The 24025-nt window shown below is 71.8% G+C and carries 19 protein-coding genes, 1 tRNA gene and 1 pseudogene; 10 read left to right on the forward strand and 11 right to left on the reverse strand.

Annotated elements, in window-relative coordinates:
* Positions 1–519: 519 nt before the first annotated feature.
* Both O7597_RS00430 and O7597_RS00435 read left to right on the forward strand, forming a co-directional pair.
* Positions 520–1794: an HNH endonuclease gene (locus tag O7597_RS00430; protein WP_281581722.1), complete on the forward strand. Its 1275-nt coding sequence runs from the start codon at positions 520–522 to the stop codon at positions 1792–1794.
* The gene (locus tag O7597_RS00435) at positions 1757–3235 is read left to right on the forward strand and encodes a hypothetical protein (RefSeq protein WP_281581723.1); all 1479 of its coding nucleotides are present in this window, start codon (positions 1757–1759) and stop codon (positions 3233–3235) included. The genes O7597_RS00430 and O7597_RS00435 overlap by 38 nt, the downstream gene beginning before the upstream one ends.
* Before the next feature lie 492 nt (positions 3236–3727).
* On the opposite strand, the gene O7597_RS00440 is transcribed toward O7597_RS00435, so the two are convergent.
* The 5 genes from O7597_RS00440 to O7597_RS00460 form a co-directional block, all read right to left on the reverse strand.
* The gene (locus tag O7597_RS00440) at positions 3728–3940 is read right to left on the reverse strand and encodes a hypothetical protein (RefSeq protein ID WP_281581724.1); all 213 of its coding nucleotides are present in this window, start codon (positions 3938–3940) and stop codon (positions 3728–3730) included.
* A gap of 104 nt (positions 3941–4044) precedes the next feature.
* On the reverse strand, positions 4045–5892 hold the full coding sequence (locus O7597_RS00445) for a DUF3883 domain-containing protein (RefSeq protein WP_281581725.1): 1848 nt from the start codon (positions 5890–5892) through the stop codon (positions 4045–4047).
* A complete protein-coding gene (locus tag O7597_RS00450) occupies positions 5889–6767 on the reverse strand; it encodes a hypothetical protein (RefSeq protein WP_281581726.1) in 879 nt (292 codons plus the stop codon). The genes O7597_RS00445 and O7597_RS00450 overlap by 4 nt, the downstream gene beginning before the upstream one ends.
* A gap of 415 nt (positions 6768–7182) precedes the next feature.
* Entirely contained in the window at positions 7183–7410 is a 228-nt protein-coding gene (locus O7597_RS00455; protein WP_281581727.1) for a hypothetical protein, read from the reverse strand.
* A gap of 165 nt (positions 7411–7575) precedes the next feature.
* Positions 7576–7659 (reverse strand) — tRNA-Leu (locus O7597_RS00460).
* 192 nt (positions 7660–7851) lie between these two features.
* Between O7597_RS00460 and O7597_RS00465 the strand changes: the two are divergent.
* A pseudogene (locus O7597_RS00465) lies at positions 7852–8298 on the forward strand (tetratricopeptide repeat protein); the annotation flags it as partial.
* Positions 8299–8816: 518 nt separating this feature from the next.
* Here the strand turns inward: O7597_RS00465 and O7597_RS00470 are convergent.
* Together O7597_RS00470 and O7597_RS00475 are read right to left on the reverse strand one after the other, a co-directional pair.
* Positions 8817–8954 (reverse strand): hypothetical protein, encoded by a 138-nt coding sequence (locus tag O7597_RS00470; RefSeq protein ID WP_281583366.1) that lies wholly within the window; start codon positions 8952–8954, stop codon positions 8817–8819.
* A gap of 306 nt (positions 8955–9260) precedes the next feature.
* Positions 9261–9524 carry a hypothetical protein gene (locus O7597_RS00475; protein ID WP_281583367.1) on the reverse strand — a complete coding sequence of 88 codons (264 nt, stop codon included), beginning with the start codon at positions 9522–9524 and terminating at the stop codon, positions 9261–9263.
* 28 nt (positions 9525–9552) lie between these two features.
* Here O7597_RS00475 and O7597_RS00480 point away from each other — a divergent pair, with 28 nt between their 5' ends.
* The 6 genes from O7597_RS00480 (at position 9553) to O7597_RS00505 (ending at position 19436) form a co-directional block, all read left to right on the forward strand.
* Positions 9553–10503 carry a fibronectin type III domain-containing protein gene (locus O7597_RS00480; protein ID WP_281583349.1) on the forward strand — a complete coding sequence of 317 codons (951 nt, stop codon included), beginning with the start codon at positions 9553–9555 and terminating at the stop codon, positions 10501–10503.
* Between the two features lie 208 nt (positions 10504–10711).
* Positions 10712–13318, forward strand: coding sequence for a fibronectin type III domain-containing protein (locus tag O7597_RS00485; RefSeq protein ID WP_281581728.1), 2607 nt, complete (start codon positions 10712–10714; stop codon positions 13316–13318).
* 25 nt (positions 13319–13343) lie between these two features.
* On the forward strand, positions 13344–14339 hold the full coding sequence (locus tag O7597_RS00490; protein WP_269742376.1) for a MoxR family ATPase: 996 nt from the start codon (positions 13344–13346) through the stop codon (positions 14337–14339).
* 15 nt (positions 14340–14354) lie between these two features.
* Positions 14355–15647: a DUF58 domain-containing protein gene (locus O7597_RS00495; RefSeq protein ID WP_281581729.1), complete on the forward strand. Its 1293-nt coding sequence runs from the start codon at positions 14355–14357 to the stop codon at positions 15645–15647.
* Entirely contained in the window at positions 15641–17950 is a 2310-nt protein-coding gene (locus tag O7597_RS00500; RefSeq protein WP_281581730.1) for a transglutaminase domain-containing protein, read from the forward strand. The genes O7597_RS00495 and O7597_RS00500 overlap by 7 nt, the downstream gene beginning before the upstream one ends.
* Before the next feature lie 157 nt (positions 17951–18107).
* Positions 18108–19436 carry an IS4 family transposase gene (locus tag O7597_RS00505; RefSeq protein WP_269738909.1) on the forward strand — a complete coding sequence of 443 codons (1329 nt, stop codon included), beginning with the start codon at positions 18108–18110 and terminating at the stop codon, positions 19434–19436.
* Between the two features lie 136 nt (positions 19437–19572).
* Here the strand turns inward: O7597_RS00505 and O7597_RS00510 are convergent, their stop codons facing one another.
* Positions 19573–20370 (reverse strand): SDR family oxidoreductase, encoded by a 798-nt coding sequence (locus tag O7597_RS00510; RefSeq protein ID WP_281581731.1) that lies wholly within the window; start codon positions 20368–20370, stop codon positions 19573–19575.
* The gene (locus O7597_RS00515; RefSeq protein ID WP_281583350.1) at positions 20367–21347 is read right to left on the reverse strand and encodes an LLM class F420-dependent oxidoreductase; all 981 of its coding nucleotides are present in this window, start codon (positions 21345–21347) and stop codon (positions 20367–20369) included. The genes O7597_RS00510 and O7597_RS00515 overlap by 4 nt, the downstream gene beginning before the upstream one ends.
* Before the next feature lie 101 nt (positions 21348–21448).
* Here O7597_RS00515 and O7597_RS00520 point away from each other — a divergent pair, with 101 nt between their 5' ends.
* Positions 21449–22312, forward strand: a complete 864-nt coding sequence (locus tag O7597_RS00520) for a DUF1028 domain-containing protein (RefSeq protein ID WP_269742380.1) — start codon at positions 21449–21451, stop codon at positions 22310–22312.
* 79 nt (positions 22313–22391) lie between these two features.
* Here the strand turns inward: O7597_RS00520 and O7597_RS00525 are convergent, their stop codons facing one another.
* Entirely contained in the window at positions 22392–23084 is a 693-nt protein-coding gene (locus O7597_RS00525) for a maleylpyruvate isomerase N-terminal domain-containing protein (RefSeq protein ID WP_281581732.1), read from the reverse strand.
* A gap of 4 nt (positions 23085–23088) precedes the next feature.
* Entirely contained in the window at positions 23089–23976 is an 888-nt protein-coding gene (locus O7597_RS00530) for a phosphatase PAP2 family protein (RefSeq protein WP_269742382.1), read from the reverse strand.
* Positions 23977–24025 lie beyond the last annotated feature (49 nt).

The following is a 24025-nucleotide window of genomic DNA, read 5'->3' on the forward strand; positions in this document are numbered from 1 at the left end:
TGCGGCTACCTCACCACCAGGACAAAGGAGCCTCCCAGCGCGGTCGCGGCCGGGACGTCAGCGACCCACTCAGCGATCGCGGCGTACGAGCGCTAGCCGGCCACTACGGCACACATGGCAGCAGTGACGACGACCGTCAGCTGGTACCGCACCCCGAGACGGCACGGGGATCCGGCAGATCGTTGTCACCTTCCGTTGCCGGCATTGATCAGAAGGTAGCCGTCGCGCGAGCCGGTGCATAGTCCAACGGCCTGCCGGGCCGCTGCGGCCACCGACATGTTCCATGGTCCGAACGACGACCATGCGGCCGATGGATTGAACTGTGGGAGCCGGCGCACCACGGCAATCATCGTTTCCGCGGGCGCCTCGTAGCCGTCGATTCGGCAGCAGACGGCGTCTTGTGCCTGCTGACGGTCTTGCCGCGGCCGTGGACCAGCTCCCGCTGCTTAGGGTTCGCGGCAGCGGGAGTGTCGTACCGGCCCGTTACAGTCAGGCCCGACCTTGAGGAGGTGGATCCGGTTGGCGAGCCGCGGAGCGATACCGGACCGGGAAGTCAAACGCCTCTATGCGGTCAGTGGAAACCTCTGCGCCTTCACCGGCTGTGAACAGCGGCTGTGCGAGCCGGGCGATTCGGGAGAGCCCGGAGTGGTCACCGGCGAGATGGCGCACATCGTCGCCGCGAGCAGGCAGGGACCGCGCGGGCGCGGGGTGCTCACCGACGACGAGCGGAACAGCGCCGAAAACCTGATCTTGCTGTGCGAACGGCACCACAAGATCGTCGACCGTAGGCCGCGCACCTACACGGTCGATGTGCTGACAGAAATGAAGCGCCGCCACGAGGCGCCGTTCCTCGCCGCGCCGACTGAAGCCACCGCAGCCCCCGTTGTGTCCGAGACGTTGCTGTCGAGCCTGCTGGTCGTCTCGGAGTTGCCGCAGCAGATTCGGTCGGCGCCGTACGTGGCCGCCAGCCCGAAGGAGGTGGCTGCCACGGTCCGCTGGGATGCCGACGAGGGCCCGGTCGCGTTTATCACCCGTGAGCGGCGCTTGTTTGCCTTCCACGATCTGCGGTCGGCGTCGGGTCCGTTCGCCCGCTCAGTCGACCGGGGCGCGGTCGAGTCACTGACGGCCCGGGACCTGTGCAGCACATCAGACGGGCAGCGCTGGTACGTGGAGCTGCTCAACCGGACGCTGTCATGGCATCTACGCAGCCTCGGGATGCGGTTCGACCAGGGGCACAACCGGTACTACTTCACTCTGCGCGAGGATGGGTCGAGTCCGCGTATGGACTACCGGTCCAAAACCGGTCGGGCGATGTCCCGAGACGTGGTTCGCGAGGCCGTGCGCCGCGACGGCACGTCCCGCGGTTTCTGGTGGCACGACGCGGTCGCGTTGCGGTTCCTTCCACTTCGCGGACGGGGCTGCGTGTTGTCGGTACGCCCCGAGTACCACCTAACCAACGACGGCCGCGAGCCCCTCGCCGGGCCGTTGGTCGGCCGGCGGGTCACACGCCGCAAGTCCCGCATCTACAACGGCCAGTACATCGACGGCATCCAGTTCTGGCGAGAGGTCATCACCGCCAGTCGCCCGCGAAGGGTGCTGCGTGTCGGTGGCCAGCGCCTAGTCATCGAGAACGAGCTGCTCGGCTGCGACATCACTTGGCCCGGCGTCCCCAACGACGTGCTTGCGCTGACCGCCGGGCCGGTCCCGGACGACTTGCTCAGCCTGCTCGACGCCGAGGACTTCGCCTCGGACCTCGATGACGACCTCGACGACTGGGACGATGATGAAGGCTGATCCGCGCCTGCTGGCCACTGCGCCGAGGAACCTGCCCACGCTCGCGCGCCCCACCCTGGGCGCTCGGTGGCTGCCCGAACCGTCGCTCCGCTTCGCTGGCGACGCCGAGCACCTCGATCCCAAGGTCGGAATTCCGCTGCACGGACCCCGTTCGTTCGGCACCGGCCGGCACCCGGCCGAGATCCACGTCGGATTCGTCGGGACCGCCGAGGCCGTCGACCGAGCCCAGCGGTTCCTTGCTCAAGCAGCGGGTGGCGTCGACGGCGACACGCAACACCACCCGTTCCCTGGGTGCGAACCCGGCGAGGGCTTCCGAAGCGATCTACGGCTCGACGACGACCTCGTCGAGCGGATCACCACACGGGAGATGCACGCACTGCTGGACATCACCAAGACCCGAGAGCGGTTCGAACGTGCACTGGCGCTACTCGATGAGAAGATGGCGCTGCTGCAGGACCGCGACCATCCTCTGGATTGCGTGTTCATCGTCATCCCGGAGGCGCTGTTCAAGGCATGCCGGTCAGTCAAGTACCGGCAGAACGGCCAACTCGTCGAACGCGACCTCCGCCGGGCGTTCAAGGCGATGGCGATGCGGTACCGCATCCCCACCCAGTTCTTGCGCGAATCCACCACCGGACTCACCGACACACGCCGACAGATGGACCACCCCTCCGAAATCGCCTGGAACCTGTTCACCGGCCTGTACTTCAAAGCGGGCGGACTGCCGTGGTCACCAGCGGACATCACCCCCGGCACCTGCTTCATCGGGGTCAGCTTCTTCCGACCAATGGGCAGCGACAAGACCCTGCGCACCTCCGTGGTGCAAGCTTTCGATGAAAACGGTGACGGCCTTGTCCTGCGGGGTCATGACTTCCGCTGGGATGAGGCCCGCGACGGCCGGTCCCCCCATCTTCCTGAGGACCTCGCGGCCGACCTGGTCCGCATGGTCCTCGACCGCTACCGCAAGGAACGCAAGCAGACCCCGCGCCGGGTGGTCGTGCACAAGAGTTCGCTGTTCACCGGCCCCGAACGTGCTGGCTTCCAAGACGGCCTCGACCAGGTCGCCGAACACGACCTGGTATGCCTCGCACCGCGCAGCGATGTACGCCTCATGCGCCAGGGCCAATACCCCCCGCTGCGCGGAACCACCTTCGCTCTCGGCGACGACAGCTACCTCTACGCGACCGGCTACATTCCCGCGCTCGGCTACTACCCGCAAGGTCACGTGCCCACACCGTTGCTGGTCGCCGACCACGTCGGCGACACCCCGCACGACCGGCTACTCCGAGAGATCCTCCTCTTGACCAAGATGAACTGGAACTCCGCCGAATACGCCGAGGCCCTGCCCATCACCCTGAGGTTCAGCAGGCTCGTCGGCGCAGTCCTACGCGAGGTACCCGCCGACCAGGAGCCCGCCACCAAGTACAGCTACTACATGTAGCCCCGAGTGCAACGAGCGCGGCGCCCAGGATGGGACGGCTACGGACCCCGCCCACCCGCCGACCCGGCACCGAAAACCGCAATGCCCGAGACGGGCCGCCCCGGCGGAAGGACCGTCCTCATTCCGTCAGAAGTGCCGGACCTCCGCCTGGCACCGTCTGCGTCCTGACCGCGGCGGCCGGTGCCGCCGCGGTTGTTGAGGCCTTCTCGTGGGCACGGCACGGTCCCGAGCCGTGCGGCACCGTGCCGTGGATCTCCTCACGTATCTCGCTCAAGGCGCTGAGGACGAGCGTCCTGCCGGCCGGCCTTGACCGTAATCGGAACGCTAAAATACGGCGACAAGGAGCCAGGGGCAGGCTGTCAATCCCCTGGAATCGTGGAGGGCTCCGTTATGCCGCCCGGGTCTCCAGGGCGCGGGTCTCTGCTCGTTGTCGATGGGTAAGCGCAAGGCGCAGGCGGAGTGCCGGCGGCGCCGGTTGTAGAAGTCGGTGATCTAGGTCGCGATCTTCAAGCGGGCTTCTGTGCGGGTGCGGAACTGGCGGCGGTGCACGTACTCGACCTTGATGGTGGAGAAGGTGGGCCTCGGCGACGCGTTGTCGAAGCACGACCCGACCCGGCCGATCGACTGGCGCACCTTCCACCGATTACAGGCTGGGGCAAAGTCGGCCGAGGTGTACTCGCTGCCCCTGTCGCTGTAGAAGATCACCCCTTCGACGCTGCCGCCCGGGGGTGTCGGCGGCCATCGGGGTTGACGACGCGGATCGTCTGCGCGCTCGCTCCCGGCCGTCGGCGCGAGGGTGTCCGCACGCTTCATTCCACCGGTAGCGCGAACCGGGCCCAGTCGGTGAACTCCCAGTCCCAGCGGCGGCACACACGCTCGCGCGTCAGGCCCTCCCGGGACGGATCCAGAAGCATCAGCTTCGCGTAGCGGCCGTCGCCCACCACGACGGCGAGGTAGTAGGCCCCCGGCGTGCCGAGCATCAGCGACATCTCGTTGTTCGTCATGGCGAACCGGGCGTCGGAGCGCTCGACCTTCTTGACCTCAATCCGCACGGGAGTGCCGTCCGGCTGGGTGCCCTCCAGGTCGTAGCCGATGTTCTGGGTGCTGACGTCGCGCAGGTCCCAGCCGCGCGCATTCAGGTACTGCCGTGCGGCTTCCTCGGCGACCCGCCACCGACTGATTACCTCGGAGAGTGGCTCCCCGCGGAAGGGCGCACGAGGAGGAGTCCGCTCGACCACCGTTGCGGGTACCTCTTTCTGGGGATTCTCCTTCGGCGGCCCACCCACGGCCTCGACGAACCGTCGCTCGGCCTCGCTCAGCCGCCGGCCGTGCATCTTCGCCAGCTCGGTGAGGTGCTCGGCCAGGCGCGTCCGCAGCGGTGCGGAGACCTTCGGCACGTCCGGGCCGATCAAAAACGCGTTGAAGTCCAACGTGGTGAGGCCCAAGGTTGCCTTGATCGCGCGGGCGCTCGCCCTATTGCCGGCGGCGTAGAGGGCGGCCGGTGCACCCTGCGGAAAGAGGACCGGAACGTCCTCCGGCTCCAGGACGAGGGTCGAGTAGGAGAATGGCAACCGACGCGAGGTCATCGCGTCTCGGAGAGCACTGAGCAGCACCTTTCCGGCGGTGTCGGTGGCGGCGACCAACGCGCTTCGGATGTCCTCTCCTTCAAGCAGCAGCTCCCACAGCCGGTCGAAGGCGGGCGCGCCTGGTGTGGCCAGCTGCTCGGCGATCGCGGTGGCCGCGTCTCGCAGGACCTGGCGGGTGGAGGCGTCGGCCACCACGGCGTGCGTGCGGGACGGGTCGGTCAACACGTCACCGGAGACCACCACCGGGAGGCCGACCTCGTCCTGGAGCGGTAGGAAGCAGGCGAGGCGGCCGCGCACCCCGGTCAGCGCGACCGCGCGGGAGTCCAGCGGGACGGCCACCGTCGCGGTGCCAAGCCGGAGTAGCGTGAACCGCGCCTCGCCGCCGTCACTGTGCAGCGCGACCGAGCCGCCGTCACCGTGGGGAGCGCTTGGGCCCGCGTTCCGGATGATCCGGAGGGCGTCGCTGCCGCTTTCCGAGGTGGTGACGACGCGTCCCACGTGCCGCAGGAACAGAGCGGCGATTGGATCGATGGCGCCGAAAGCCGCGCCCGTCGCGCTCCGGGTCACGGTGAAGGCGACACCGGCCTTTCGCTCTTCGTCGCGGATGTCGGTCGGGATGCGGATCAGCGGCACCGAATCGACTGGCACGCCACCCAGCAACGCCGCGGCGCGATCCCGGTCGAACGCGAACGCGACGTTCCCCGAGCGCACCTCGATCCGTGTGGCAATGGCCGCCAGAGACTTGAAGCCGATCCCCCGGTAGCCGATGAAGTCGCCGCGCTGCTTGGTGGAGCTGGCGCTGCGGCAGAGTGCCTCGATGTCCGCGGCGTTCAGCTCGCGTCCGTCGTTGCGCCAGACGAACGACCCGTCGGCCCGGTGCGTGATTTCCACCGTGCGGGAGCCGGCGTCGTCCGAGTTCTGCAGCAGCTCGTAGGGCACTCGGTCCCGATAGGTCTCGGCGAGTAGGCCTTCCATCCGGGCGATTTCCCCAAATAGTCCGGGCGCCTGCGCGTTCTCCCGGACCAGCGTCTCCTGCAGAAGCTCAAGACGCCGCGCGAGCGTGTCACTCACAGGTCGTCCCCGTCCAGGATCCGCATGACAACCCGGGCCGGCTTGCCGGCGAGGTCCTCGACGTTGTCGGTGGTGTTGGCGACCCATCGCGGCTGGCGGTCCGGTGTACGCCCCTGATCGTTCACCGGGATCTTGGCGTACAGGTCGACCTCGTGCTTCTCCAGCAGGAAGTCGTCGTCATCGAGGATCTCCACGACGAAGCCGGGGCCCTTGACCTCGAACGGGGACTCGGAGGCCACTGTCGCATCCTGTCCCCAGGAACGCCGGGCCTTCCGCTCGGCCAGCATCTCCTCCGCGGCCCCGAAAGCCATCATGCCCTCGGCATGCACTCGGACCTTGTCACCGTACTCGTCGTGCCACACCTGCGCGGTCACCGTGGGCAGCAGGCGGATCGAATTCCACGTGGTCTCGTCGATCACCTCCACCGGAAGCGGTGTGACCTTCCGGGCTGGCAGGTCGAAGTCCCGCCGGATCTCCTCGAAGTCATAGGCCGTCAAGCGGATCCGCAGCTGGTCCGGAGTCAGCCGCCGCGCGGTCTCCCACTGATCGCTCGTCTCGGTGAAGCGCACCGGGCGCTTAGCGGCGACCTCGATCGTCTCCATGACGGCGCGTTCGTAGTTCGGCGGAGCCTCGCCGTCCCGCAGGTTCAGCGAGAGAATCAGATTGGGAGCCCAGGTCCCGCTGTCGAACCTGGTGCTCCAGTCCTCCTCCAAGAACCGCGCACTGCCGGCCACCGTGACCTTCTGGTAGTGGGTCCCGTCCCGATACGACTCGGTCATCAGCCGGGCCCGAACATCCACGATCTGCCACCCGAGCAGCGACAGCCCCAGCTCGTCCACCTCTACGTCGCAGGATTCCACGCTCTTGTCTGCCATCGCCGTCCTCCCCCACATCTCCGGCGGACGGCCAGGCTAACAGTATTGATCACGGATCCCCTTCAGCTGCCCTCACTCGCCTGAGTCTCACCACGGCCGCTGGTAGCCACCGGCACCTGTCCCCGACGGCGAAGGTGAGTGTCGCCGCGTGTCGGAGGACCTCAGGCTACTGCTGGTCCGAGCGACCGTCCGGGCTCGTCTGCGTGCCTGCTGCATCCGGGAGGTTCCGACCGGTCGGTGATGTCCGACGAGTCCCGCCCGCTGATGTCGAGGTGAATTTTGGTGCTGGCCTGAAGCGTCTCGCCCGCTCGAGCAGGATGCTCAACCTGCGCCCAGCCGAGGTACCGGTGGACGGCCGGGTCGACTGGTCACAACTGGATGCGTTGTGGCAGTGCCTGACGGTGCAGCCGGGTAGTCACGAGCGCGAATCATCGAGGTTGTTGCCGCTCGCCCAGGCATCCGATTCCTCTACTGGGACGACGCTGTCGGCGACTACGACGTGCAGTTCACGAACGCCGAGCTTGACCGGCTCCGGCAGCTCTGCCGGGCCGCGTCGCGACTGGTCCCAGCCCGGTATCGGCCAGGTCCCGCTCGATGCCACGTGGCGTTTTCGGCGAGCCGGCAGGTGCGTGACGCACCGCATCAAGTAATTGTAAACCGACCCGCGTAGGGTTGTCCGTAGCAACCATGGCCAGCCAATAGCTGGTTGTGGAGCACATTCTCACGCGGTGCGCGCTCCGCTGCCGTGGCAGCGGACTGTAGTATCAGCGCATGCGCACTCAAAGTGCGCACCGATGCGGAAAATCTGTGTCCGAGGGGGGACTTGAACCCCCACGCCCTATACGGGCACTAGCACCTCAAGCTAGCGCGTCTGCCATTCCGCCACCCGGACCTACCTGTCCAGCCTACCGTGTCGGCCCCGGTGATCCCATCACCCGAAGGCCGCCCGGTGGGCTGCACGGGGAGTTACTGTACACGCCCCAGATGGATCATGCACATCGGCATCGGGTGCGTCTGGCCGTCGCGGCACGGGGTTCGCGGCAGGCCCTCGCCGGGTAGCGTCGAGGTGCCCGTACCCGGCAGCATGGGCCCCGTGCCCCATGCTTCTCCCCTGGCCGTCGCTCAGCAACGGGCCCTCGCGCTGCGTGCTGCGGGTAATCTCGCCGCCGCCCGTGACCTGCTGATCGAGGCGGTCGAGTCGACTCGGCCGCCGTTCAGCAAGGATCATCCGGACATGCTCAGCACCGCTCACCTGCTGGCCAGGCTGCATCGGGAGGCGGACGACCCGAGCGCGGCCCGGCGGGTGCTGGAGGAGGCGTTCGCCGCCGGGGAGCGTCGCTGGCCGCATGCCGATCCCCTGATGCTGGCGTTGGCCTTCGAGCTGGGGTCCGTCGCGGACGAGTTGGGCAACCGCCACGAGGCGCGCCGGAACTACACCCGGGTGGCCGCCGCCGGCCCCGCCGTGCTCGGTGCCGACCATCCTGCGGTACGCATGTCACGGGAGTACCTCGGCGACGCCGCTCCCGCCCCGCAGCCCGTGGTCCTTCCTGCCTCCGATCCTGGCCCGGCTGGCCGGTCGGCCCGGGGGGCACTGGATGAACCTACGGTGTCCCTGGCCGCGCTCTCCACGCTGTGGAAGCCGCACGACGCCTCGACTGCGGCGCCGCCCTCAGCGTCGGGATCCACGCCGGCCATCGATCATCCTGTTTCCGGCGGCCCGGGAACGGCGGGCGTCTCTCACCCACCCGGCTCACCCCAGGGTCCCGGCGTACCGCCGCCGGTCATTCCGGCGGCACCACGGACGTCTGCCGAGCCGAACCCGCCACAGATCCCGCCACCGCCCACCGTGCCACCGGCAGCGGCGCCGCAGATCCCGCCACCAGCCGCCGTACCACCGGCAGCGGTGCCGCAGATCCCACGTCAGATTCCCGCATCCGCCGCGTCGCCTGCCCCTCGGATACCGCCGCCGTCCGCCGGACCGCAGGTTCCGCCTCCACCCGCGGTGCCTCCGCCACCAGTGGTGCCGCGGTCGCGGACCGCCTCTCAAGATCAGTCAGCCCGCCCGGCCGACCAGGCCCGATCGGCTGCGGTGCCACCCGCGCCGATGGTGCCGCCGGTCTCGCCTGCCGCCGTGGCCGAGCCCGTCGGCACGGTGCCGGCTCCGTCGCCCACCGCGGCGTCGCTCACGACGCCGGTCACACCGTCGAGCGGCGCGGCTCGTCAGCGGGTCGAGGACGAGGAACAGACGGGCGTACCGCGTCCCTATCCAGCCGCCGACGGGTCGACGTCGGCGCGGAGCGGGGCCGCCTCGACCGGGCATCCCGAGTGGGCCCGGCCCACGATCCGCGTCCAGCAGATCGGGCCGCTGTTGGACGAGGAAACGGCGCGGGCCGGTGGTCCGCCCGTACCGCCGGAACCGGCAGTTGGTGTGCCCTCACCGGTGAGCGCGGCCCCGGCCTGGTCATCGGCGGTGACCGGACCGTCGGTCGAGAATCAGCCGGTCAGTGCTCCTCCCGCCTCGGCCTGGTCGGTCAGCGCACCGCCGGCGCCTGGGCAGCCCGCCGAGGCACCTCGGAGCCAGGCACGACCGGTCACTGCACCGCCCGTCAGCACATCACCCGTCAGCGCACCACCGAGCTGGGCACCACCCGTCAGCGGACCACCGACGAGCGGACCACCCATCAGCGGACCACCCGTCAGCGCACCACCGAGCTGGGCACCACCCGTCAGCGGACCACCGACGAGCGGACCACCCATCAGCGGACCACCCGGCTGGGCGCCACCGGTGAGCACACCGCCGGGTCCGTCCGTGCCCGCGCACGGCGCCGCGCTGGTCAGCCCGACGGCCGGCCCGCACGAGATGACCGCACCACTGCCGCAGCCCGGCCCGACCAGCGGACCGCCGGGTCACGCGGCGACCAGCGGAGCGGCCGGCTACATGTCGTCTACCAGCGGACCATCCGGCCATGCACCGCCGACCAGCGGAGCAGCCACCGACGGACCGGCTGACCACCCACCGACCAGCGGAGCACCCGTCAGCGGGCCGGTCGGCCACCCGCCGACAAGCGGAGTTCCCCACCCCGCACCCGTGCCGTACCAGCCGGTCAGCGGTGCGTCGTACGGCCAGGTTGGCGGACCCGGCCCGTACGGGACGGGTGCCCAGCCGCACGGCCCAGCGGCCTATCCGCAGCCCGGCGGTCACGGTGCGCCGCCGCCCTATCCGGGACCGGCCGCGTCGCCGGCCTGGAGTCGGTCCGGTTCGCAGCTTCCGGGGGTCGCCGCGCCGTACCAGGGACCGTTGGCGATGCCGGGCGCGGAGCCGACGGCGGGCCGCAACCGGGTCGCGATCGTGGTGGCGGTGGTGGCGGTCCTGGTGGCCCTGGCCGCCGTGATCGGGGTGGGTCTGCTGGTCCTGGACCGGCGGGCCGCACCGCCGACGGAACCGACGACGCCGTCGCTCGGTGCGGTGGGCCCGCCGCCGGGAAACCTGACGATGCGCGACGACACCACGACGATCACGTTGACCTGGACGGATCCGTCGGACGGGCTGGTGCCGTTCATGGTGGCCGGCGGGCGGACCGGGCAGTCGCTGGGCATGATGGCCACGGTGGACCCGGGCCGGACCAGCTACACGGTCAACGGGTTGAGCACCCTGGTGAACTACTGTTTCGCGGTGCTCGCCGTCTACGACACCGACCAGTTCGCCACCTCCGACCAGGTGTGCACGTCACGGTAGACCGCGCCGACCGGCTGACCGGCGGACGACCGGTCCCGATCGGACGATCCTGGCGGGACACGCCGACGACACGCCACGCTGGGTGTCCACAGGCGGACGGTGCGGGTTCCCGGCGTCCGTAGCGTGACCATATGATGGCTCCCGGCTCAGGGGAGGGGTCGCCGGACGGGGGCGCCACCTGCCGAGACGACACGGGAGGCTGCCGGCTGTGGCGAGCATCGACGAGGCCGTTGCGACCCGGACCCCACGATCCCGGTCCCGGGTACGCGGTGGTCTGGTCACCGTGGGTACGGTGCTGGCGTTGCTGGCGGCGATGGGGCTGACCGTGCTCGGTCTGGGTTCGGCGGACAACGCGGTGGCCAACTACGACGCGAGTTCGTGGTTGTGGAGCGCCGCGCGCAGCGAGTTGGCGCGGGTCAACGGGGTCACCGCGCGGGTGGACACCCGGATGGAGGTGCCGGCGGCGCGGCGGCATCCGATGCAGGTGACGCAGACGGACCGGCTGCTGGTGCTGCGGGATCTGAACACCGGTCAGATCAGCGCGCTGGACCTGGCGACGTTGCAGATCACCGCGACCACGCCGACCACTCCCGGGCTCGGGGTCAGTGTGGCGTTGCACGAGGACGCGGCGTTCGTGGTGGACGCGGTCCAGGGTGTGGTGCGGCAGTTGGATCCGCGTTCGCTGGCGCCGGTGGGCGAGCCGGTCCGCTATCCACCGGGGATCACCGGTGGCGCGTTCGACGGCGAGGGTCGCCTGTGGGTGGCGGTGCCGGCCGAGGGCACGGTCTCGGCGATCACCCCGGTGATCCTGCCGTCGGAGGCGGCGGACTCGCCGGTGGGTTCGCCGCGGGTGCAGACGTACGACGTGGCGGAGGCGAGCCACGAACTGGTGGTCTCCACGTTGGATGACGGAGTGGCGGTGCTGGACCGCACGGCCGGGGTGTTGGTGACGGTCGTGGCCGGTACGACCCGACGCACGGCGTTGGCGTCGACGTTGACCGGTCCCGGCATCCTGCCGGTGCGGACCAGCGGGCCGGTGGTGCCGGTGACGGTGCCGGGGCAGCGGCAGGTGCACGCGATCGGCGACGGTGGCGAGGTGCGGTCGTTCACGGTGCCGGGCGATGGTGACCGGCTCGGTCCGGCGGTGGCCTGGGCCGGGCGGTTCTACTGCGCGGACGAGGCAGCGGGCACGGTGTACGCGTTCGACGCGACGGGCCAGCTCACCGACACGATCCGGGGCCGCTGGGGTGGCCCGCTGGAGTTGGAGGTCCGGGAGAACTACCTGTTCATCAACGCGCCGGACGCGGCTACCGCGCGGGTGGTGAACGATTCGCACCAGGTACGGGAGGTCGACAAGTACGCCAACGACGTGCTCGGTGGTGATCCGCCGCCGGAGCCTCCGCCGCCGAAGAAGCCGCAGGTGAGCAAGCCGGGTGCGCCGCGCAACGTGAGCGCGGCGGCCGGTGACGCGCGGGCCAGGGTGAGTTGGCGGCCGGCGGCGAGCAACGGTGCCGAGATCATCCGGTACGTGGTGGAGGGTGCCGGGCAGCGGCTGGAGGTCGGCGCGAACCAGCGGTCGGTGGAGGTCACCGAGCTGACCAACGGTGAGACGTACCGGTTCTCGGTGCACGCGGTGAACGCGAAGGGCGCGGGTCCGACCCGGACCAGCAACCCGGTGACGCCGACCGCGGAGGTGCCGGACGCGCCGACCGAGGTGACCGCCGAGGCGCGGGCGGACGGCACGGTGGTGGTGAGCTGGCCGGAGGCGAACGGGCAGGGCAACACGATCGCCCGGTACGCGGTGTCGGCGACCTCGGCGGGCGCGAACGCACCGGTGGGTGAGGCGACCGGCACGGAGCTGGTGGTGAAGGCCGGTGAGCTGGAGTACGGCACGCAGTACGCGTTCACGGTCGTCTCGGTCAACGACAAGGGGGCCGCGTCGCAGGCGTCGCCGGTGAGCAACACGGTGGTGCCGTTCACGGTTCCCGGGGAGCCGCTGGAGTTGCGGGCGGGCACGGTGGCCGACCAGCCGGGGACGGTGGCGGTGCAGTGGTCACCGGCGGTGGCCAACGGTCGGCCGGTGACCGGGTACGTGGTCGAGGTGGGCGGCGAGCGCAGCGAGGTCACCGACACCCGGGCGACCGTGGGTGGGCTCGGTGACGGTCAGAACGTCACGGTGCGGGTCCGGGCGGTCAACGAGGCCGGCGAGGGTGCGCAGGCGACGACGACGGCGCGTACGGTGGCCGCGCCCCGGGTGACGGTGACCGGTTCGTCGGCGACCGCGACGGCGGCGACGGTGACGTTCACCGTGGACGCCGGTGGCGGTGAGGCCAGTTGTACGCTGTCCCGGTCGGGTCAGCCGGCGAAGACTGGCCCGTGTTCGAGCATCACGATGAGCGGGTTGGCCCCCGGCACCAGCTACACCTTCACGGTGACGGCGACCAACGCCGCCGGCCGCGGCACCGCCACGAAAGCGCAGCAGACCGACGCCCTGTTCGGCGTCGCGACCTGCAACAACGGCGACTCGGGCGCGGAGGCCACCTACTGCGACCGGGACCGTGACGGCCGCAACGGCAACGAGATCTTCTCGGTCACCCGGCAGGACAACGACCGCCAGGTCGGCTGGGCGAAGCCCGGCACCCGGTTGAAGGCGTACTGCAAGCAGCGGGGCGAAGAGGTGTACGCGTACATCTACAACAACGAGAAGCGCAGCACCTGGTGGGTGCAGGTCGACTACAGCGGACGCAACTACATCCCCTGGGCCTGGCTCAACCTGGAGGGCGGGGACGACATCGGCGTCCTGCCCACCTGCTGATCCACCCCAGGCGAGGAGCACCACCGTGAACAGCCAGGAACCGCTCACCCAGCAGGAGGTGCAGGGCTTCGCCGCCCTGGCCGCCCGGCTGGCCGAGAACGTGAACACGGTGGTGCTCGGCAAACCGCAGGTGGTGCGGCTGGCGTTCACCGCGTTGTTCGCCCAGGGGCACGTGCTGCTGGAGGACGTGCCCGGGGTGGGCAAGACGACGCTGGCCCGGGCGATCGCGGCGACGGTGCAGGGACAGTGGCGGCGGATCCAGTTCACGCCGGACCTGCTGCCCTCCGACGTGTCCGGGGTGACCATCTTCAACCAGGCCACCCGGGGCTTCGAGTTCCACCCCGGCCCGGTCTTCGCCAACATCGTCATCGCCGACGAGATCAACCGGGCGTCGCCGAAGACGCAGTCGGCGCTGCTGGAGGTGATGGAGGAGCGGACGGTGACCGTCGACGGGGTGCGGCATCCGGTGCCGCAGCCGTTCCTGGTGGTGGCCACCCAGAACCCGGTGGAGATGGACGGCACGTACCGGCTGCCCGAGGCGCAGCTGGACCGGTTCCTGGTGAAGTTGTCGGTGGGGTATCCGGACGAGTCGGTGGAGGTGGAGGTGCTGCGCGGGGCGACGGTCCGCTCCCCCGAGGCGCTCGCGGCGGTGACCGACACCGCCACCGTCGGCGAGATGGTCCGGATGGCCCGGCGGGTGCACATCGCCGAGCCGCTGTACGCGTACGCGGTGCGGCTGGCGGCGGCCACCCGCACCCATCCGCAGGTCCGGGTGGGGGTCAGTCCACGTGGGGTGATCGCGTTGACCCGGGCGGCGTGCGCGTACGCGTTGATCGACGGGCGGGGCTGGATCATGCCGGAGGACCTGAAGACGCTCACCGAGCCGGTCTTCGCGCACCGGCTGCTGCTCACGCCCGACGCCCAGGTGCGCGGGGTGACCGCCGCGGACGTGCTGCGGCAGGCGGTCGCCTCGGTGCCGGTGCCGCTGCCGTCGGGCCAGCCGGCCCCGGCGCACCCCTGACCGGCGAGGTCTGGCGTGGGGATCACCGCCCGGGGCATCGGTCTGCTCGTGGCGGCCGTGCTGCTGCTGGGGGCGGGTTTCCGGTTCGGGTACCCGGAGTTGACGTTGCTCGGCGCGGCGGCCGGCACCGCACTGGTGGTCGCTGTGGTCGCGGCGGCCCGGCGGCCCCGGCTGCTGGTGTCCCGACGGGCCGACCCGGACCGGGTGGCCCGGGGCGAGCCGGCGGCGATGACGTTGACCGTCCGGAATGCGGGGCGGGTGCCGGCGGCGAGCATGCTGGCCACCGACCGCTGCGGTGACCGGGTGGTGCCGGTGCCGGTGCTGCGGTTGCGGCCCGGCGCGGACACCACGGTCAGCTACCCGGTGCCGACGAGCCGGCGTGGGGTGGTGCCGGTCGGGCCGCTGCGGGTGGTTCGCCGCGACCCGCTCGGCCTGATGGTGCTGGCCCGTTCCTACGGTGACGTCGTGCCGGTGTGGGTGCACCCGCGTGTCCATCCGCTGCGGGCGGTGCCCACCGGCGCGGGCCGCAGTCTCGACGGGCGGGTCGACGCGGTGCCGCACGGTTCGATCACCTTCGACTCGCTGCGGGAGTACGTCGTCGGTGACGAGTTGCGGCGGGTGCACTGGCGCACCAGCGCCCGGGTGGGTGAGCTGATGGTGCGGGAGAACGTGGACACCAGCCTGCCCCGGATCGTGGTGCTGCTGGACAACCGGGCGCTCGCGCATCCGGACCGGGTCGGCGGGCTGGCGGAATCGTTCGAGTCGGCCTGTGAGGCGGCGGCGTCGGTGGTCACCGCGGCGGTCCGCGAGGACCTGCCGGTGGTGCTGCTGTTCGTCGCCGCCGAGGACACGTCCGCCGGATCGATAGGGACCGGTCCGGGCCGGACGGCGACGGGCGGTGGTGAGGCGGACGGCACCGGGCGGGACGGCGCGGCCCCGGGCGGCGGAAACGGCTGGGGCGGGAGCGCGGCGGGTGGCGGTGCCGGCGGCGACGGGTCGGGGACCGGTCCGAGTGGACCGTTGGACCGGTTGGCGGCGGTGACGCTTACCGGCGAGGGCACGCTGGAGGCTGCGGTGGCGCGGCTGCGCCGCGACCGGCTCGGCGACACGCTTGTCGTCCTCACCGGACCGGGAGCGAGCGACGATCTGGGACACGTCGGGGCGCTGCGCGGCGCGTACCCGTCGGTGGTGGTCGGGATCTTCGGGGCGGCGGAGCCGACGCCGCCGGGCGCGGCCGGGCTGGTCGTCGTCGACGCGGCCGACGGGGCGGCCTTCGCCGCCGAGTGGGACGGGGTACGCCGGTGGTGAGGCTGCTGCGGGCGGTGGCGGTGCCGGCGACGCTCGTCGTGCTGGTCACGCTGGCCGGGGTGGTGCTCGGTCGGGTGTACGCGGGGTCGCTGCTGACGATGCTGGTGGCCGGCGCGGCGGTCGGGTCGGTGCTGGTCAGCGTCGTGACCCGGCGGCTGCCGTCCTGGCTGGTCGCGCCGGTGTCGGTGCTGGCCATGCTCGGGTGGACGGCGGTGTCCCTGCGGGTGGCCGCCACCGACGCGCAGCTGCCGGGCGGGTTCGTCGAGGTGGCCGGCGACGCCGCCGGCAACGCGATTCCCCGGCTGCTGACCGCGATGATCCCGGTGCAGGCCACGCCGGACACGGTCCTGCTGCCGGTCGTCGCCGCCTGGCTGGCCGGGCTGGCCGGCGCGGAGGTGGCGCTGCGGGCCGGGCGGGTGCTGCTGGGCTACCTGCCGCCAATGCTGCTGCACGCCGGTGCGGTGTACGTGGTCGGACCCAACGCGGAGCCGGCGATCGGTGCGACGGTGGCGGTGGTGGTGACGGCGGCGCTCGGGTTGGCCGTGTCGTCCCGGCCCCCGGACGGCGACCCGGTCGACGGGCTTTCCCCGGCGGGCCGGTCCGGGCTACGGGCCCGGCTGGCGGTGGCCTCGGCCGCCGGTACGGCGGTGGTGGTGGCGCTTGCCGCGCTGCTCGGCCCGGCGGTGGCCGCCCTGGTGGAGACCCGACCGGTGGATCCCCGGCGCTACGTGCAGCCGCCGCAGGTGGAGACGCTCGACGAGAACCCGCTGATCCGGATCTCCGGCTGGGCGTTGAATCCGGAGCAGGAACTGTTCCAGGTGGCGACCGACCTACCCGGCGACGCTGGCCCGGCGGACCCGGCCGAGGGTGCCGCGTCGACCGGTGCCGGCGTGCGGATCCGGCTGGCGGTGCTCAGCGACTACGACGGGGTCACCTGGCGGGTGGGTGCGACCTACCGCAACGCCGGCCGGGTCCTGCCCGCCACCGAACCGGCGCCCCACGCCACGGTCGAGACCGTCCGGCAGGAGATCACCATGGGTGACCTCAGTGGCCGGTTGCTGCCCGCGGTGCCCACCCCACGCGAGGTCAGCGGTGCCCGGGTCGCCTACGACCCGGGCACCGGCACGCTGATCCGCCCCGAGGGTCTCACCCCCGGCCTGCGCTACACGGTCACCTCGGCCCGGGAGCGCCCGGACAGCAACCTGCTGGCCACCGCGAACACCCCGGCCGGCGACGCGGTGGCCCGGGTGCTGCACGTTCCCGACGGGGCACCGGAGCAGCTGCGCCGGCTGGCCACCCAGCTGGCTGAGGAGAACGGCGCGCCGTACGCGCGGGCGGCGGCGATCGAGCAGTGGCTGGCCGAGCACTACCGGCTGGTCGCCGACGCGCCGAGCGGCCACGCCTACCCGAATCTGGCGTTCTTCCTGTTCGGGCCGCGTAACGGTGGCGGGCAGCGCGGCACGTCCGAACAGTTCGCGGCGTCGTTCGCGGTGCTGGGTCGGCTGGCCGGGCTACCGACCCGGGTGGCGGTCGGCTTCGCTGCCCCCTCGTCGGGTCCGGTGCGGGCCGCCGACGCGTACGCCTGGCCGGAGGTGCTGTTCGACGGTCTCGGCTGGGTGGCGTTCGACCCGCTGCCCCGACCGGACGAGGAACCCCGGCCGGTGGAGGAGGACTTCCGCCCGCAGCCGGAGGACCCGCCACCGTCGGAGCAGCCGGAGCCCACCCTGGAGCCGACCGCCTCGCCACCGGCGCAGGCCGCGCCCGGCGGACCCGCCGACGGTGGCGGCGTACCGACGCCGGTGCTTGTCGGTGGCACCGGCGGTGGCCTGCTGCTCGTCGTGGTGGCGTTGCTGGTCACCCTCGCTGGGCTGCGCCGGGCACAGACCCGGGCCCGGCTGCACCGGGGTGACCCCGGCCACCGCATCGCCGGTGCCTGGCGGGAACTGACCGACGCGTTGCGGCTGGCCGGCCAACCGGTCGCCGCGGACCTGTCCGCCACCGAGGTCGCCGCCGTGGCTGGACGAACCCTGGCCGAGGCCACCCGTCGCGACGTCGTCACCGCCGAAGCCACTTCCACCGCCGACGAGGACCGTCCGGTGTCGACGGCGGCGCAGCTCGCCGTCGATGACCTCGCCACGCTGATCAACCAGGTTGGCTTCGCGCCCGGCACGGCTACCGCCGAACAGGCCGAGGTCGCCGCCGAGGCCGCCACCACCTACAGCGCGACGCTGCGCGCCGCCCACCCCCTCTGGCGTCGCCTGCTCTGGTCGGTCCACCCAGGCCCCCTCCGCTGGCCCCGCTAACCCCAATGCCGCTCAGTTAGGGAGACGGGGCGTCTGTCAAGAGCGTGTCGATAGACGAGGGCGGCGGGGTCTCGGTATAGAGGTTTGTCACTCCAAGACAGCCTCTGGACCGGGAGCCCCGCCGTTGGAACAGTGTGCCATTGCTCGGACCGCCACGGTGGCAGCCGGCCGGTTCGCGCCAGGTCATCTGGGTGAGTTGACGCAGCAGGTGCCCTTCGAGATGGTCGATGCCGTCCTGGCGCAGACGCGGGCGGTGCAGGCGCGGGTGCGGGATCTGCCGTCGCGGGTGGTGGTGTATCTGCTGCTCGCGGCGGGGTTGTTCACCGAGTTGGGTTATCGGCAGGTGTGGGCTCGGCTGGTTGCTGGTCTGGACGGGTTGCCGGTGGCGATGCCGACTTCCTCAGCCCTGTCTCAGGCTCGCCGTCGGGTTGGGGACAAACCTTTGGCAGCGTTGTTCCGGCTGGTGGCAGGTCCGCCTGCCGGGGCTGGGCGATGGCGAGGTCTGCTGGTGTGTGCAATCGACGGCACCAGCATGTTCGTGCCCGACAGCACGGCGAACCTCGCGGTCTATCCTCGTCAGGCCGGAACTCACGGCGGCTCGGGCTATCCGATGCTGCGGCTGGTCGCGGTCGTCGTGTGCGGCACGCGGACCCTCATCGATGCGGTGTTCACTCCCATCAGCACCGGCGAGTTGAGCTGCGCCGCTCGTCTGCTGGGCTGTCTGCACCCGGGCATGCTGCTGCTGGCCGATCGGGGCTTCGCTGCCCGCACGATGATCGAGCAGTTCGCCGGCACCGGCGCTGACCTACTCATCCGTGACAAGGACGACCGGCGGCTACCCGTCATCCGCCGCCATCACGACGGTTCCTGGCTGTCGGTCATCGGCACGATGAGCGTCCGGGTCGTCGACGCCGAGATCGTCGTGAGCATGAACGGCAAACGCCACATCGGCCGGTACCGGCTGATCACCACCCTCACCGACCAGCGCCGTTTCCCGGCCATGGACCTGGTCACCCTCTACCACCACCGCTGGGAGATCGAAACGGCATACCTGGAGTTGAAGTCCACCCTGCTGGGCGGACGGGTCCTGCGAGCCCGAACCCCGAACGGGATCAGTCAAGAGGTCCACGCCCTGCTCACCACCTACCAAGCGGTCCGGCTGGCGATGGCTGACGCCACCGCCAGCCGGCCCACGACCAACCCCGACCGGGCCAGCTTCACCATCGCCGTCCACGCCGCCCGAGACCAGATCACCCACGCCGCCGGTGTCATCGCCGACACCGTCATCGACCTCGTCGGAGCCATCGGCCGCGCCGTCCTGGCCGACCTGCTCCCCCCACGCCGCACCCGAATCAGCCCCCGCGTGGTCAAACGCGCGATCTCCAAACACCGCGCCAAAGGCACCATCGACCGCACCACCTACCACGCCACATTCAAGATCAACATCCTCGACGCGGCAGCATTGACAACCAACCCACCGCCCTAACTGAGCGGCGTTGCCGCTAACCCTCACCCGCCTACCGTGATCATGCAGTCGTGGCACCTGACAAAAAGGATCTTCGCAACCTTTCGGGTGCCACAACTGCATGATCGGCGACGCGGTGCGGCGGAGGGATCGGCGATCAGGGGGTGGCTCGGAGGCGGCGGACGAGTTTGCGGAGGCCGGACTGCCAGCCGTCGGGGTCCTCGGCGCGGCGGCGGGTGTAGTCGGCCACCTCCGGGTGCGGCAGGATCAGGAACCGTTCCTCCGCCATTCCGGCGACCGCAGCGGCGGCCACGTCGTCCGGGCTGAGCACGGCGCCGGAGGCCGCGATGATGCGGGCACCCAGGTGTCCGGCGGCCAGTCCGTCGGCCAGCATCGGGGTGTCGACTCCCTGCGGGCACAGCGCGCTGACCCGGATGCCCTGGTCGCGGTAGGTCACCGAGAGCCATTCGGCGAAGCCCACGGCGGCGTGCTTGGTGGTGGTGTAGGCGGCGTCGCCGACGGCGGTCAGCACTCCCGCCGCCGAGCAGGTGTGCAGCAGGTAACCACTGCCCCGGGCGAGCATCGCCGGCAGCACCGCCCGCGCGGCGTACACGTGGGCGAGCACGTTGACCCGCCAGGACCGTTCCCACCCGGCGTCGTCGACCTCTACTCCCCCACCGGTGCTCACTCCGGCGTTGGCGCAGAACACGTCGATCCGGCCATGGCGACGTTCGGTGTCGGCGACCAGGGCGCGTACCTGTTCCTCGTCGGTGACGTCGACCGCGACCCCACGGGCCAGCGGGCCCACGGCGGCGGCGACCGCCTCGGCGGCGGCACCGTCGAGGTCGGCCAGGACCAGCGCGGCGGCGCCTTCGGCGGCGAACCGCCGGGCCAGTGCCGCACCGATCCCCCCGGCCCCGCCGGTGATCACCGCTACCCGGTCGGTGAGGTTCACGCCGCCTCCTTGGCGTCGCGGCCGAGCCGGGCGAGCAGCGTGGTCAGGGCCGCCGGGTCGGTGGCGGTGGCCTCCGGGGTGGGCAGCAGCGCCAGCACCGGCACGTCCACCCCGGCGTCGACGTACCGGTTCACCTGTGCCCGGCACCGCTCGGGTGAGCCGTGCAGGATCAGCGCGTCGACCACCTCGTCCGGGATCGCGGCCAGGGCGGCCCGTCGGTCGCCGGCCGCCCACGCCGTCCACATGCCGGCGAGTGCCTCCTGCCGGCCGAGCCAGCGGTGGAACTCCGCGTACGCGGGTACGGTCAGATAGCTGGTGATCATCCGTCGGCCGAGGGTGCGGGCGTACCCGGCGTCCTCGGTGGGACAGACGAAGATCCGGGCGACCACCTCGAACTGCGCCCGTCGTCGCCCCAGCTCGGCCACCGCCCGGGGCACGTCGGTGGCGGCGAGCCAGTTGAGGATCACTCCGTCGGCCTCGGCGGCGGCCAGCCGCAGCATGCCGGGACGCAGCGCGGCCAGCAGCAGCGGCGGCGGCACCGCCGGCGGCCGTTCCAGGGTGAACCGGCGGACGGCGAAGGTGTCGAAGGCGCCGTCGACGGCTTCCCCGCCCAGCGCCGCTCGCAGGAAACGCAGCACGTCCCGGGTGCGCCGGAACGGTTCGGTGAACTCCACGGCGTTCCAGTCGGAGACCACCACCGGCGACGACGCGCCGATGCCGAGGGCGAACCGGCCGGGGGCGACGTCGGCGAGCGCGGCGGCGCTCATCGCCAGCAGGCCGGGTCCACGGGTGAACGCCGGGGTGATCGCGGTGCCCAGCCGCAGCCCGGGTTGCCAGGCGGCGGCCAGCGTCAGCGGGGTGAACGCGTCGGCCCCGTTGACCTCGGAGGACCACACGTCGGTGAAGCCGGCGTCGGCGAGGGCCGCGTACACCGCGGCGTGGTCAGCGAGCGGGATCCCGCCCATCGGCACCGTCATTGCCCATCGCGTCGTCATCGGTCGATGGTGCCCGGCCCGGCCTCGTCGGGCAAGGTCATGGTGACGGTCGCAGGACCGTCACCAGCGCTAACCTGTCCAGCGTGACCTTCTCCCTGGTGGCCCGCTCCGACGACGGCCGACTGCACGGCGTCGTCGTGGCGAGCCGTTTCCTGGCCGCCGGCGCCCTGGTGTCGGGGGCCGCGGCCGAGGTCGGCGCGATCGCCACCCAGGCGCACGTGAACCTGGCCTACCGGCCGCAGGGGTTGGCGCTGCTGCGGACCGGCGTGACCGCCGCCGGGGTGGTCGCCGGCCTGGTCGCCGCCGACCCGGAACGCGATCACCGGCAGCTCGGTGTGGTAGCCGCCACCGGGTCGGGTGCCACCTGGACCGGAGTGCACTGCCGGGGGTGGGCCGGTGGGCAGGCCGGCGACGGCTGGGCGGCGCAGGGCAACATCCTCACCGGCCCGCAGGTCGTCGACGGGCTACGCGACGCCTGGCTGACCGGTACCGACCTGCCGTTCCCGCAGCGGCTGCTGGCGGCGCTGCGGGCCGGCGAGGCCGCCGGGGGTGACCGGCGCGGCCGGCAGAGCGCGGGGCTGCTGGTGGTGCGCCGTGGCGGCGGGTACGGCGGCACCGGCGACACCATGATCGACCTGCGGGTCGACGACCACCCTGACCCGATCACCGAACTCGACCGGCTGCTCGCGGTGCACACCCTGCTGTTCAGCCGGCCCGATCCGGCGACCCTGCTGGACCTGACCGGTGCGCTGGCCGCCGAGGTCGCCGGCCTGCTGACCGCGCTCGGATATCCGGCCGACCCGGCGGAGCCGGAGGACGCGTTGGTCGCCTGGGCCGGGTTGGAGAACCTGGAGGAGCGGCTGGCGCCCGGTCGGATCGACCCGGTGGTCCTGGCCCACCTGCGGGCCGCCGTTCCGCACGTGCCGGCGCCGCGCACCGCCGCCTGACCCACGACCCACCGGCCGCGTTCCGGCTATCGGGCCGGTGGCGGCTCGCGCGGGCGGGTGCGCGGCGGTCGGACGCCGGTCAGCCGCCGAAGGCGAGCAGCCGGATGCCGGCGGTGTCGAGGGCCTGCTGCTCGGTCCGGCTGCGCGGGCTGCGGCCGGTGGCTTTGCCGATCAGGGTCAGCCGGTCCCAGCCGAGGTCCGGCGGTAGGGCCTGCCCGCCGGTGAGCAGGTCGGCGATCACCCGGGCTGCGGTCGGGGTCAGCCACGGTGGCCGGTCCAGCGCCTCGGCCAGGTCGAGGCCGTGCACGCCGACCTCCACCACCCGGGTACGCAGGAACTCGGTGACCGTCATCGCGTCGCCGTGCCGGGTGCGTACCACCCGGTCGGTGGGGTGGGCGTCGACCGCGGTGAGGGTGGCCCGCCAGGCACGGTCGAAGTCCGTGGCGAGCACCGCGCCGGTCCGGCCCGGCGATGGTCCGGCGTCGCCCGCGGCGGCCTGATCCCGGGCGGCGGCGATCCGGGCGGCATCCACCGCCGGGAGGAACTTCGCCGCGCCGAAGTAGCCGGCGGCGTCGACCTGGGCGGGGCCGGGCGCCGGGGCGGCCAGCATGTCGGCCAGCCGGCCGGCTCCGGTGCGCACGTGGGCCAGCAGGTCGGCCACCGTCCACGGCGCGCAGCGGGTCGGACGGTCCAGGTCCGACCGGTCGAGGGTGCGCAGCACCGTGCCGAGCCGGTCGCACTCGTCGTGGAAGGCCGACCGTACGACGTCCATCGGCTCAGCCCTTGTAGCGGGGGACCAGACGGTGCACGGCGGTGAGCACCAGCGCCATCACCACCGCCATGGAGCCGGCGATGCCGGCGGCGCTGCCCGCGTAGCCGACGAACAGCGGACGGCGGGACAGCTCCGCCGCCGGGGTGGACCGCAGCCCCACCAGCCACCACAGGGCCAACGCACAGCCGGCGATCGCCAGCAACCCGCCCACGCCCAGCAGCAGGGCGGTGAGCCGGTGCGCGTCGCCGGCCGCGACCTCCGCCCGTTCCCGTTGGGTGATCAGCAGCAGCAGGCCGGCCAAGGCCGCCCAGACGCCGACCACCAGGAACGCGGCGACCGCGTCGCTGGGCCGGTGCCAACCCGCCGACAGGGTCGCCACCCCGGCGGTCGCGGCGTAGCCGGCACCGATCACGGCGCCGGCGGCCCGCACCTTCGGCGGCAGTACGAGGACCAGGGCCACCGCCACCGACCCGGCGACCGTGGTGTGCCCGCTGGGCAGGCTGTTGCCGACGTACACCCGTTCCAGGTCGATGCCGTAGTCGGGGCGGCTCAGCCCGTACTTGAGCAGTTGGGTGGTGACGTTGGCGCCCGCGATCAGCAGGGTCGCCGCGACGGCGAGGGCGACCCGACCCCGGATCAGCGCGATGAATCCGATCATCACGGTGACCGCCAGCAGCGACACCACGGACATGGCGTTGAGGATCCGGTCGACCGGCTCCTCGATGTGGTCTTGGCCGATGCGGTTACCGGTGAGAGCCACCGTGTCGATCCACTGACCGACCTCCGTGTGCAGGGCGAACCGCCAGACGGCGATGAAGGCCGCCGTCTGGATGAGGGCCAGCACGACCAGCCAGACCGCTGTACCACCCCGGGGCGTCACGCGCACCCGCACAACTTAGCGGCACGCTCGCGGCGTCCGGCCGGTGGCCCGCCCGTGGCGT

The organism is Verrucosispora sp. WMMC514 (assembly GCF_027497295.1).
Classification (GTDB): domain Bacteria; phylum Actinomycetota; class Actinomycetes; order Mycobacteriales; family Micromonosporaceae; genus Micromonospora; species Micromonospora palythoicola.